The 11,507-nt window shown below is 66.9% G+C and carries 10 protein-coding genes; 3 read left to right on the top strand and 7 right to left on the bottom strand.

Annotation, left to right across the window (positions count from 1 at the left end):
- Window positions 1–15: 15 nt before the first annotated feature.
- Window positions 16–309, bottom strand: coding sequence for a ribbon-helix-helix domain-containing protein (locus ACFSC3_RS20875; RefSeq protein WP_369523884.1), 294 nt, complete (start codon window positions 307–309; stop codon window positions 16–18).
- 2 nt (window positions 310–311) lie between these two features.
- Window positions 312–959, bottom strand: coding sequence for a ParA family protein (locus tag ACFSC3_RS20880; protein ID WP_093068204.1), 648 nt, complete (start codon window positions 957–959; stop codon window positions 312–314).
- Window positions 960–1,131: 172 nt separating this feature from the next.
- Here ACFSC3_RS20880 and ACFSC3_RS20885 point away from each other — a divergent pair, with 172 nt between their 5' ends.
- Both ACFSC3_RS20885 and ACFSC3_RS20890 read left to right on the top strand, forming a co-directional pair.
- Window positions 1,132–1,485, top strand: coding sequence for a protealysin inhibitor emfourin (locus ACFSC3_RS20885; protein WP_093068206.1), 354 nt, complete (start codon window positions 1,132–1,134; stop codon window positions 1,483–1,485).
- A 172-nt stretch (window positions 1,486–1,657) separates the two neighbouring features.
- The gene (locus ACFSC3_RS20890) at window positions 1,658–3,088 is read left to right on the top strand and encodes an IS1182 family transposase (protein WP_093068209.1); all 1,431 of its coding nucleotides are present in this window, start codon (window positions 1,658–1,660) and stop codon (window positions 3,086–3,088) included.
- Between the two features lie 248 nt (window positions 3,089–3,336).
- Here the strand turns inward: ACFSC3_RS20890 and ACFSC3_RS20895 are convergent, their stop codons facing one another.
- The 5 genes from ACFSC3_RS20895 to ACFSC3_RS20915 are packed head-to-tail and all read right to left on the bottom strand — an operon-like array spanning window position 3,337 to window position 10,805.
- Window positions 3,337–4,662 carry a sensor histidine kinase gene (locus ACFSC3_RS20895; protein ID WP_093068212.1) on the bottom strand — a complete coding sequence of 442 codons (1,326 nt, stop codon included), beginning with the start codon at window positions 4,660–4,662 and terminating at the stop codon, window positions 3,337–3,339.
- On the bottom strand, window positions 4,663–5,340 hold the full coding sequence (locus ACFSC3_RS20900) for a response regulator transcription factor (protein ID WP_093068215.1): 678 nt from the start codon (window positions 5,338–5,340) through the stop codon (window positions 4,663–4,665).
- Window positions 5,341–5,347: 7 nt separating this feature from the next.
- Window positions 5,348–6,724 carry an efflux transporter outer membrane subunit gene (locus ACFSC3_RS20905; protein ID WP_093068218.1) on the bottom strand — a complete coding sequence of 459 codons (1,377 nt, stop codon included), beginning with the start codon at window positions 6,722–6,724 and terminating at the stop codon, window positions 5,348–5,350.
- Window positions 6,721–9,828, bottom strand: coding sequence for an efflux RND transporter permease subunit (locus ACFSC3_RS20910; protein WP_093068221.1), 3,108 nt, complete (start codon window positions 9,826–9,828; stop codon window positions 6,721–6,723). Before ACFSC3_RS20910 ends, ACFSC3_RS20905 begins: the two co-directional genes overlap by 4 nt.
- Entirely contained in the window at window positions 9,828–10,805 is a 978-nt protein-coding gene (locus ACFSC3_RS20915) for an efflux RND transporter periplasmic adaptor subunit (RefSeq protein ID WP_093068224.1), read from the bottom strand. The genes ACFSC3_RS20910 and ACFSC3_RS20915 overlap by 1 nt, the downstream gene beginning before the upstream one ends.
- Before the next feature lie 108 nt (window positions 10,806–10,913).
- Here ACFSC3_RS20915 and ACFSC3_RS20920 point away from each other — a divergent pair, with 108 nt between their 5' ends.
- Window positions 10,914–11,483, top strand: coding sequence for a COG4705 family protein (locus ACFSC3_RS20920; RefSeq protein WP_380942290.1), 570 nt, complete (start codon window positions 10,914–10,916; stop codon window positions 11,481–11,483).
- The last annotated feature ends 24 nt before the right edge of the window (window positions 11,484–11,507 follow it).

Here is an 11,507-nt window from a genome sequence, read left to right on the forward strand (position 1 = left end):
CAGGTGTGCACATCGTCACACACGACCGAATTGCTTGTCGGCTTCATACTTGGCGACCAGTTCGCTGATCGCTTCAGCAAGGAGATCTTGGTGACTCCGCCGGGTCCGCGCTGCCAAAACGCGAAATGCCTCCGCCGTGGGATCTGCAGGATCGAAATATGCCCCAAGGTGATACTTACCCGGTCGTTTGCCACCTGATCGTGCGGCACTCGACGGCAAGGTCGTCGGAGCCGACTGGCGTTCCGGCTCGGGTTCGCGAGGGGAGGGTGCCGCTACTGCCGGCCCCAACAGGGAAGTCCGTTTCGCCATAATCAAGCTTTCACATTTGCAGGTGTGCAATTGATCACATCATCAAATATGTGCTTCTGCAAGGCTGCAATTTCCAAGGCAGCTTTACCTTTCGGCTCATGCTCGATGACGCCCAAGCCGTAAGGCCATGCCGCTCGGTAGGCGCTGCGCTCCCGCAATACGGCACGCGCCACCCGCAAGCCGGTTGCCTCGGCAAGCGTTCTGGCATCGTCCAGCAATGTGGTTGCGGTAGGAGGGGCGGCATTCAGCACGACCACGCCCGTTCGCCCCGTGCTGGTGATAAGCTGTGCCGTGCGCTTGATCGCATCGAGATCGATCAATGACGGACGGCAGGGGATAACGACCAGATCGGCACGCTGCGCCGCTGCGGCGGCTTCCGCGCCCGCCGCTGGCGGTGTGTCGATGATAGTAAGTGCAAAGCCGTTGGCCTCAGCTGCATCAATCGCTTGATCGAGGCGTCTCGCACTGATTGGCTCGACGTGCGGCAGCTCGGCCGTTCGTCGCTCGCTCCAAGCGGTCGCGCTCTCCTGCGGGTCGAGATCAAAGAGAGCCGTCTTGATCCCGACCGCTTCAGCAGCGACCGCCAAATTCACCGCGAGCGTCGTTTTGCCAACGCCACCCTTTTGAGCTGCAAGAGTGATAATATGCACGTGTGCACACCTTCAATAATTCAGATATGACGTTATGCAGAACGGCAAGGTCGCACAAGTGCTATGGTGAGGCGCTCTGCTCCTAAAGCATGGCAACGCATGGGCATGCGCTGGATAAATCTGTACGATGCGCCGCTGCTACCGAGGCCCGGAGCATAGTTGGAGTGATCTGATGCAGAAGGGCAAGGCCTTGGACGAGACGATAAAAGGTGAGGTCCGCTTGTGCATAGAGGGCGGTCTTGCCCATTTCCCCGGACTGGCGAAGGAGCAGACGGTCTCGTTTGATGATCTCGCCACCCCGGAGTGCCAGGAGATCGCCAGTCTCGTCGATCAGGCGGACTTCTTCAACTGCACGCCTGCAAACGACAGCGCGGGGCCGGATGCGCGCAGCTATACGGTTGGGCTGACCATCGCCGGCCGCAGTCACGAACTCCGCGTCACCGAACCGATCCGCGACCCAACGCTGGCGAAGCTTGTGTCGGTTGTACGTCGCTTGAGCAAGCAACGCCCGAGCCAGAGCTCTTAGCCAACTCACCGGTGAAATCACCGACAAGCCATGCGCCGATCACGCTTCGCCGTCTTCGACCCGGCCGGCGGGCGGCGCGTTGTCACGATCGAAATTCCCGCAAAGGATCCAGACCGTGTGAAAAGCCGCGCCTGTGATTCCGCCCGGTCGCGGATCGGCGTATGCTGCGGGCATGGCGTATATCGAGGGTCACGCGCGCGACCAGGCGCTGCTGCTGCCGGCATCGGTTGAGGATTACGTGTCGGCGGACAATGCGGTGCGCTTCATCGACGCCTTCGTTGAAGACTTGGATCTGGGCGAAGCCGGCTTCCTGCGGACGCGACCCAAGGCCACTGGCCGACCGGGCTATTCCCCGCGCGACATGCTGAAGCTGTACCTGTACGGCTACCTCAACCGGGTGCGGTCGAGCCGTCGCCTGGAAACCGAGGCGACGCGCAATCTCGAACTGATCTGGCTGCTGCGCGGGCTGCGGCCCGACTTCAAGACCATCGCCGACTTCCGCCGTGACAACCGCTCGGCGTTCAAGGCGGTGTTCCGCGCGTTCATGGTGCTGTGTCGCAAGCTCGACCTGTTCGGGCGCGAGCTGCTCGCGGTGGACGGCACGCGGCTGAAGGCGGTGAACAGCCGGACGCGCAACTTCACGAAGGCCAGGCTCGACAAGTACGTAAAATCCGCTGACGAGCGGCTCGAGAAGTACCTCGCACAGCTGGATGACGCCGACCGTGGTGAGGAGGCAGGCACGACCAGACGGAGCGAGGCGCTCGCGGCGAAGATCGCCAGGGTACGCGAGCAGCGTCAGGTCAGCGAGGCGATGCTTGAGCAGCTGAAGGCCAGCGGCGAGAGCCAGATCTCGCTCACCGACCCCGATGCGCGTGCGATGGCGGCCCATCCCAAGGTCGGCGTCGGCTACAACGCCCAGGTCGCGGTCGATGCGAAGCACAAGCTGATCGTCGAACAGCATGTCACCAACGCGGGCAGCGATCTGGGTTTTCTGGCCGAAACCGCGGGTGCGGCCAAGGACCTGCTCGGCGTGGACCGGATCGATGTGGTCGCCGATATGGGATATTACATGGGTGAGGACATCGCCGCGTGCGAACGGGCCGGCATCACTCCCTATGTCGCCCGTCCCCAGCGCGGCACGGCCGTCGGCGACGGCCGCTTTCCCAAAGAGCGGTTCCGCTACGATGAAGCGGCGGATTGCTATCACTGCCCGGGCAACCAGCGGCTCGATACACGGTACCGCTGGCTCCAGGGCGGTCACATCATCGTGCAATATTCAAACCCGCGCGCCTGTGGCGGATGCGAACTCAAGGCGCAGTGTGCCCGCGGTAGCTTCCGCCGCATCACGCGGTGGGAAGGCGAGGCGGTGCTCGACCGCATGGCGACACGCCTTGCCGTGCGGCCTGAGATCCTGAACATCCGGCGCGAGACGGTCGAACACCCCTTCGGCTCTATCAAGCAGTGGATGAACCAGGGGGCCTTCCTGATGCGTGGGCTCGACAAGGTCCGCGGCGAGTTCAGCCTGACGGCGCTCACCTACAACCTCAGGCGGGCGATCAACCTCGTCGGCGTACAGGGGCTGATCCGGGCGGTGCAAGCCTGAACCTCGCTGCTATATGGGCCAGCGCAGCGTCTGATATCTTCCCCACGAAGCCGTTCTGACCCCGATGCAGCGGGAAACCCGAACATATCAGCAGTATCTGCCACTCTGACCAAAAGAACGACGGGCGGCTTCATGACCGCGAGTTTTCGCACGGTCTGGATGCTGAAACGGGAAAGCTTGCGGCTTCTCAGAAGCCTCATTCACTCAAGTTTTGAGAACTCTGAAGTCGATCGCCAGCGCCTCTCGCTCTATTTGGGAAGGCGTATGGTGACACCGAAGGCCCGCTCGGATCGGGACAGAAGCGCATCGCCGCCATGACCAACGGCGATGGCGCGAACCAGAGCAAGGCCCAGCCCATGTCCATCGGTGGTGCGTGACGCTTCGGCGCGGGCGAAACGCTGAAACAGGCGTTTGGCATCAGCAGGAGGAACGCCCGGACCATTGTCCTCCAGCGTCACTTCAATCGCATCATGCGACACCTTGGCGGAGAGCTTCGCGGCGGTGCCGGCCGGCGTGTGCCGCAACGTATTCTCCAGAAGGTTCGACAATGCCTGCGCGAGCAGGCGCCGGTCGCCCTCGATATGCAGTCCGGGCATGACGTCGATCGTCAGCGTATGGCCGGCAGCCTCGAAGTCGGGACGATAAGTTTCGGCCATGTCCTCCAGCAGCGCCGACAGATCGACCGCTCCCAACGCTCGACGTTCAGCCAACCCTTCGACCTCGGCGATGCGCAGCAGCGCGGCGAATATCTCCAGCAGATCGTCGGCCTGCCGCCGTGCCGCCTTGATCGCGTCTTTGTCCCCGGTCGCGGCGCGATCAAGCTGGTTGCACAGGCGGGTAAGGGGGGTGCGCAGGTCGTGCGCCACGTCGGTCGACACCTGCCGCAGATTATCCATCAACGCGGCGATGCGGTCGAGCATCCGGTTGAGCGTGGCGGCGAGGCGATCGAACTCGCTGTCCGACCCGTCGCGCGGCACCCGCTGCGTCAGGTCGCCGGCGATGATCGCCTGCGCGGTGGCATCGATGCGCGACAGGCGACGCCGGGTCAGCCATCCAACCAGCACGGCCGCGCCGATCCCCAGCGCCAGCATCGCCGCTAGCGCCGTCGCGAACAGCGCCGCCAGCGTGCGGTCGATCGCCGTGAGGTCGCGCCTATCAGCGACGACGACGAGCATCCCGCCGGACAGCGGCGTCGCGAGCGCCTGACCGACGCCGGTATTGTTGCCGCGTCGGAAGCCGAAATGCTCCTGATAGCCAGGTTCGACCGGCGTCAGCGACGTGATCGTCGCGGCGACCGGCCGCCCGGCGCGGTCGACGAGCAGATAGTCGAGGCTCGCTTCGTTGCGGGCGTCCTCGCGCAAGCGGATTGCGTCCGCCACCCCCGCCAGGCCGCCTTCGCGCACCTCGGCCATCAGCGCGCGTGTCTCCACCGCGACGCGGTGGTCCAATTGTTCCTCCAGCGCCTCGTGCGTCACCTCATAGGCGACGGCGCCGATCGCCAGCGTCGCGATGCTGAACGCCAGCGCGACCAGCACGACGATGCCGAAGGTAGAGCGCCACAGGCGGGTGAGCATCTATTCACCCCGGATCATGTAGCCGGCACCGCGCACCGTCTCGATCGCATCGGCGTCGAAGCCGGCGTTGAGCTTGGAGCGCAGCCGGCTCAGATGCGTCTCGACGATGTTGGTCTTCGGATCGAAATCGAAATCCCACACCCGCTCCAGCAGCATCGTGCGGGTCATCACTCGGCGCGGGTTGCGCATCAGCTCCGCGAGCAACGCAAACTCACGCGGTTGCAGGGTGACGCGCCGACCATCGCGCTCGACAGTGCGGCGATGCAGGTCGAGGACGATATCGCCGACCCGCAGCAGATGCGCGTCATCGCCGCGCGAGGAAGGCCGGCGCGCCAGCGCGTTGAGGCGCGCGGCCAGCTCGGAGAAGGCGAAGGGCTTGACCAGATAGTCGTCTGCTCCGCCCTCCAGCCCCTCCACTCTATCGGCGATTCCACCGACTGCGGTAAGCATCAGAACCGGGGTGGCATCGCCGGCCGCGCGCAACGCCCTCACCAGCGCCAGCCCGTCGAGACCGGGCAGCATCCGGTCGACCACGATCGCGTCGAAGCCACCGCCGGTCGCCTGGAACAACCCGTCGCGACCATCCTCGCTGACCGCAACCTGGTGCCCGGCCTGACCCAAGCCCTGTGCCACGAAGGCGCGGGTGTCGGCATCATCCTCGACGATCAATATCCGCATCGCTTACCTATCGCGCAGCGGCGTCAACGCGCCAACCACCGCCCAGCGCGCGGAACAGTGCAACCTCGTTCTGCGAAACCGCTATGTCGGATTGGACCTGTTGGAGGGTCGCGGATGCAGCCGCGCGCTGCGCGTCGACCTGAAGCAGGCCGGGCGCGTCGCCGAGGCGGACCCGGGCAGCGGCCCGCCGCGCATAGGCCTGTGCCTCGCGCGAAGCCGTCGCCAGATCGCGGTTGCGGCGGGTTTCGGCGTCATAGGCGGCGAGCGCCGTCTCGACCTCGCGCAGCGACCGAAGCACCGCTACGTCCCACCCGGCCAGCGCCGCGCGCTCGGTCGCGCGGGCTTGTTCCAGCCTTGCGCGTGCCGGTGCCTGGTTGGGAAAGGCCCAGCTGACGAGCGGCGTCACCGCCGCACTGATCCCGCCGGACAGCAACCCGACAGCCCCGCCCAGATTGACCCGTGGATAGAGGTCCGCGCGTGCCACGCCGATCCGTGCGGCCGCGGCGGCAAGGCGGCGCTCCGCTTCGCGCACGTCGGGACGGCGTAGCAGCAGCGCGGTGCCGTCGCCGACCGGTGCCGCCCCGCGCAGACGGGGCGCGGCGGTGCAGGCGAAGCGGTAGGCGCGCGCTTCGGCGGGCGGGCGCCCCTGCAGCGTCGCGAGCCGGTACAGCGCATTGGCGCGCTGCGCCTCGAACGGGGCGATGGCGGCACGAGTGGCAGCGGCGATCGTCGCGACCTGCGAGACTTCCAGCGGCGACACCTCGCCGGCACGCAACTGCTCGCGCACGAGAGCGACCGAACGGTCCTGCGCCGCAGCGACCTCGCGCGCGGTGGCGATGGCGCGGGTCGATCCGCACAGGTCGACATAGGCCAGCACGGTATCGGCGACGACCGCAACGCGCAGTCCGTCGACGACGGCCGCTTGCGCCTCGGTATCAGCGCCCGCCGCGGTCGCGGCCGAGCGAAGCCGGCCGAACAGGTCGAGGTCCCAGCTCGCGGTTGCGGCGATATCGTAATCCGTCGTGGGCACATTGCCCGACGCACTCGGCTGTCCGGCGGGGTTGTCGACGCCAAGCGCGCTCTCGATCGTCGTCTGCGGCAACCGCGCCGCCCGTGCCTGTCGTAAGGCCGCGCGTGCCCCATCGAGATTGGCATAGGCGACCCGCAGGTCCGCGTTGGCGGTCAAGGCCGAGCGTACCAGTCCGTCGAGCACAGGATCGTCATAGAGCCGCCACCAGTCGTCGGGCACGGGCGCGATCGAGGCCACCGGAAGCGACGCGAATGCCCCGGTGGCGCTGTCTGGCGCCACAGTGGGCGGCGGCTTGGGCACGCTCATGCAGGCGGATGCGAGCAGGGCTGCGGCGGGGGCTAGGCGGCGGATCATGCCAGCGCCTCCGTAGATGCAGGAGCAGGCGGGACGGCGCGCTCCTCGCCATAACGGGCATAGAGCGCCGGCAGCAGCAGCAGGTTGAGCGCAGTGGACGAGATGAGGCCGCCCAAGATCACGATCGCCATCGGATGCTCGATCTCGTGCCCCGGCGCATTGCCCGCGACGATCAGCGGCACCAGCGCGAGACCGGCGCAGGCGGCGGTCATTAGGATCGGCACCAGGCGCTCCTCGGCACCGCGCAGCACCAGCTCGCGGCCGAAGGTCATGCCCTCGTGGCGTTCGAGATGCTGATAGTGGGAGAGGAGCATGATGCCGTTGCGCGCGGCGATGCCGATGACGGTGACGAACCCGACCAGCGACCCGAGCGACAGCACCCCGCCGGTCAGCGCGACCGCGACCACGCCCCCGACCAGCGCGAACGGCAGGCTGACGGCGACCAGCGCGGTGATGCGGCGCGAGCGGAACTCCATCCACACCAGCAGCAGGATGCCGACGAGGCAAAGCGCGCCGATACCCCACAGCCGGCTGCGCGATTCCCTGAGGGCAGCATATTCGCCCAGCACCTGCGGGTGATAGCCGGTCGCGAACGGCACCTTCGCGACCGCGGCGTCGACCGCCTGCGCGACGGTGCCGAGATCCGCGCCCGCGACGTTCATCGTCACGTCGAGGCGGCGCTGGCCGTTCTCGCGCTTCACCTCGTTGGGAGCGGGCGCGATCTCGATACCGGCGATGTCTCCGAGCCGCACCGGCGCGCCGGTGACGGGTGCCTGGATCATCAGGTCGCGAAGCGCATGGACGCTGTTCCGCACCGCTGGCTCACCCCACACCGCCACGTCGAACGCGCGCTGGTCGCGGTAGATTTCGCCGACCTTGGCCTGCGCGACCAGCACCTGCGCCTGCCGGCGGACCTCGCCCGCGGTCAGCCCGAGCCGGGCCAGTTCGCCGGCGCGCGGGCGGATGCGGATTTGCGGGACCAGCACCTGGCTCTCCAGCTTCAGGTCGGACACGCCCTGAATACCGCCGATCGCGTCCCGAACACGCGCGCCGGCCGCGCGCAGCTCCGGCTGGTCGGGGCCGTAGATGCGGACGACGATGGTCGCGCCGGCACCAGTCAGCACCTCCTTGATCCGCTCGCGCAGATAGGTCAGCACATCGCGGTAGAGGCCGGGATAGCCCTCGACCACCTCCTTGATCCGCTTCACCGACGCATCGTAATCGGCATTCTCGTCAAGGCTGATCCAGAGTTCGGTGAAGTTGGGACCGACCACCTCGTCGGCCTGCTCGGCGCGACCGATATGCGCGCCGAAGTTGCGCACGCCGGGGATGCTGCGCAGCTCCTTCGACGCGCGGATCGTAATCCGGTCCATCGCCTCGATCGACGTGCCCGGCTTCTCGACGAAGTGCATCAGAAAGTCGGTTTCGCGGAAGTCGGGAAGGAACTGGTCCTTGAAGGTCGCATAGCCGACCCCCGCCAGCAGCAGCCCGCCCGCAACGATCCCGACCGCCAGCGCCGGCCTTCCCACCACGCGCGGCAGGAAGCCGACATAGCGACGCTTGAATCCGGCGACGAAGCGGGTGTCGCGCTCCTCGGTAAGCGGCGCGTTCGGCAGGAGCAGCAGGCACATCGCCGGCGTGACGGTCAGCGCGACCAGCAGCGACATGCCGATCGCCAGCACATAGGCGATGGCGAGCGGCTGGAAGAAGGTGCCGGCCACCCCGCCGAGGAAGAAGATCGGCACGAACACAAGCATCACGATCAGCGAGGCGAACACCACCGCCGAGCGCACTTCCAGCGACGCGGCCAGCACCACCGCGAAGGCCGGCTTCGGATCGGCGGACTCGCGGTTCAGCCGCAGGCGGCGCGCGATATTCTCCACGTCGATGATCGCGTCGTCGACCACCTCGCCCAGCGCGATGACGAGGCCGGCGATGATCATCACGTTGATCGTCGCGCCCGACCACAGCAGCATCAGCCCGGCGCCGAGCAGCGACAGCGGGATCGCGACGAGGCTGATCGTCGCCTGCCGCCAGTCGCGGGTGAACAGGAACAGCACCGCCGCGACCAGTGCGCAGCCGATCATCAGCGCGCGTGTCAGGTTGTCAATCGAGCGTTCGATGAAGGTCGCGGGCCGGAAGATGGTCGTGTCGACCTTCACGTCCTTCAAGCCCGGCTTCAGCTCGGCGAACGCGGCCTCGACCGCGCGGGTCAGCTCCAGCGTGTTGGCGGTCGGCTGTTTCTCGACGATCAGCATGATGCCGGGACCGTCGTCGATGATGGCGTTGCCGATCGGTGCATTGAAGCCGTCGACCACGCGCGCGACGTCGCCGATCCGAACCGGTGCCTCGCCCGCCTGCTTGACGATCGCCCGGGCGAGGTCGGCGGCGGTCTGGACGGTGCCGGTCTGCTGGACCGCGAGCCGCTGGTTGGGTGTGTCGACGAAGCCGCCGCCCCCGACCAAAACCGCGTCGCCGGCCGCGGCGCGGACCTCCGCCAGCGTCACGCCGGACGCACGCAGACGATCGGGATCGACCAGCACCTGCAATTGCCGGTCGCGCTGCCCCCAGACCGCGACGTTGGCGACGCCGGGGACCGCCATCAGCCGTGGCCGGATCGTCCAGCGGACCAGCTCGGACAATTGCATCTGATCGAGTTTCGTCGACGACAGTCCGACCTTCATCGCGCGACTGGTCGAGGACAGTGGCGGCATGAGGACGGGCTGTCGTGCCGCAAGCGGCAGGCGTGGCTGCACCTGGGCGATGCGCTCGCCGACCATCTGGCGCGCGCGGATCACGTCGGAGCCGCGCTCGAACAGGATCTGCACCGACGACAGGCCCAGCACCGATTTGGAGCGAAGCGTCATCAGGCCGGGGACACCGTTGACCGCGGTCTCGATCGGCACCGTCACCAGGCTCTCGACCTCCTCGGTCGACAGGCCCGGTGCCTCGGTCTGGATTTCCACCATCGGCGGTGCGAACTCGGGGAACACGTCGAGCGGCACGTCGCGCCCGGCACGGACCCCGAGCACCACCAGCAGCGCGGCGAGCGCGAGAACGAGGACGCGCTGCGCCAGCGCGAAATGGACGAGCCGGCCGAGCATCAGTGCGCCGCCCCGAACTCGGTGCCGAACAACTCCGCCGTACCATCGGTCACGACCTGCGCGCCGGCGGACAGTCCGCGCGCCAACAGCGCCCGTCCGCCGCTCTCCGATACCACCTCGACACGCTGCCGGACGAAGGTGTCGGGCGCGGTCTTCTGATAGACCCACTCGCCGCCATGAATGTCGCGCAGGATTGCGGCAGACGGCACCGACAGGCCCTCGGTCTGCCCGGCGAGCGGCAGGTCGACCGACACGCGCTGGCCGACCTGGAAAGCCCGGTCGCGATTGTCGACCGCGTAATAGAGGTCGACGGTGCCGGCGACGGTGTTGGCCGAAGGCGGTGCCTGCACCGGGCGCGCCGAGCGGGGCGCACCGCCATCGCCAAGAGGGCGGACCGTAGCGGAGGCTTCGCGTCGCACCTCGCCCATGTCGCTGCCGAACACCGATGCGCGCACCCACAGCACGGGTTGCGCGCCAAGCGAGGCGACCGCCGGCCCGAGCAGCCGGCGCTGCTGCCGCGCCGCGTCCAATGCGGCCTGCGCCGCGGTCAGAGCCGCCGCGGCCTCGTCACGCGCACGCACGCTGCCCGCTTCCTCACGCACCAGGCTCGCGGCGCGATCGAGAGCGATCCGCGCAAGCCGCGCCTGCGCCGTGGCACGCGCCAGTTCGGCATCTGCCGCGGCCTGCTGGCTGCCGATCTGCTGGAGGTTGGTTGTCGAATTGACCGGCACGCCGTTGGCGCTGATCGGCGGCACGACAATCTCGCCTGCCACTTCGCGCGTCGCCGTGGCCGATCCGCCATCCACCCGCGCAAGCGCGATGCCCAACCGCTGCTGCGCCTGCGGGGTCAGGGTCAGCTTCAACAGCTCGCTCTCATGCGCGATCGTCTCGGCATGGGCAGGCGGTGCGGGCGGCTTGGCAGCCTTCTCGTCGCAACCGGCAAGCAGGATCGGGATCAGAAGGAAGGTCTGGCGCATCGTGACGGCTTAGTCACGAAAGCATGGGCGCTGCTGGAGCCGACTATACAAAGTCCCAATGTAGCTGGTCATTCACGAGTTTCGATTTGAATTTGATGCTTCGACCTGATGATCGTCGGCCCCGGGGGTGCGCGTATGGAGAGAGTCGACGTGACGAGAGAGCATCCCGCCCGTAAAGTCGCCGAAATCACCCTCGGCTTTTGGCTGGCCAAGGTCGTCGCCACGACATTGGGTGAGGTTGCGGGTGACGCCATCGCCCAGACGCTGAACCTGGGCTACGTCGCCGGGCTTGCCATCACGCTGGGCCTGCTAGCGGCGTTCCTCGTCGCGCAGGTTCGTGCCGATCGCTATCGTCCTTTTCTGTTCTGGGCGACGATCGTCGGTACGACCACGGCGGGAACCGAAATAGCCGACCTGTCGACCCACACCCTCAACCTTGGCTATAACGTGACGTCGGCCATCCTTTTCGGCGGCATGTTGCTGACCCTCGGTATTTGGTATCTCAGGCGGGGCACCTGTGACGTGAGCGCGGTGGTCGACCGTGAGAGCGAGTTGTTTTTCTGGGGCGCCGTTCTGTTCTCGAACAGCCTCGGCACGGCGTTCGGCGATGGACTCGTCTATGTTTTCGGCCTCAGAACCCGACCGAAAATTAGGTTGAGCGATTTCAGTCAGTTGTGATTCACCGGGTTTTGCGAAGACCTT

Source organism: Sphingomonas floccifaciens (assembly GCF_042681125.1).
Taxonomy (GTDB): Bacteria; Pseudomonadota; Alphaproteobacteria; order Sphingomonadales; family Sphingomonadaceae; genus Sphingomonas; species Sphingomonas floccifaciens.

What these genes read in the sequence shown, in the direction of transcription:
- ACFSC3_RS20890 (WP_093068209.1), top strand. Translation starts at nt 1,658, where the DNA reads ATGGCGTATATCGAGGGTCACGCGCGCGACCAGGCGCTGCTGCTGCCG.
- ACFSC3_RS20905 (WP_093068218.1), bottom strand. Translation starts at nt 6,724, where the DNA reads ATGATCCGCCGCCTAGCCCCCGCCGCAGCCCTGCTCGCATCCGCCTGC.
- ACFSC3_RS20910 (WP_093068221.1), bottom strand. Translation starts at nt 9,828, where the DNA reads ATGCTCGGCCGGCTCGTCCATTTCGCGCTGGCGCAGCGCGTCCTCGTT.
- ACFSC3_RS20885 (WP_093068206.1), top strand. Translation starts at nt 1,132, where the DNA reads ATGCAGAAGGGCAAGGCCTTGGACGAGACGATAAAAGGTGAGGTCCGC.
- ACFSC3_RS20915 (WP_093068224.1), bottom strand. Translation starts at nt 10,805, where the DNA reads ATGCGCCAGACCTTCCTTCTGATCCCGATCCTGCTTGCCGGTTGCGAC.
- ACFSC3_RS20875 (WP_369523884.1), bottom strand. Translation starts at nt 309, where the DNA reads ATGGCGAAACGGACTTCCCTGTTGGGGCCGGCAGTAGCGGCACCCTCC.
- ACFSC3_RS20900 (WP_093068215.1), bottom strand. Translation starts at nt 5,340, where the DNA reads ATGCGGATATTGATCGTCGAGGATGATGCCGACACCCGCGCCTTCGTG.
- ACFSC3_RS20920 (WP_380942290.1), top strand. Translation starts at nt 10,914, where the DNA reads ATGATCGTCGGCCCCGGGGGTGCGCGTATGGAGAGAGTCGACGTGACG.
- ACFSC3_RS20895 (WP_093068212.1), bottom strand. Translation starts at nt 4,662, where the DNA reads ATGCTCACCCGCCTGTGGCGCTCTACCTTCGGCATCGTCGTGCTGGTC.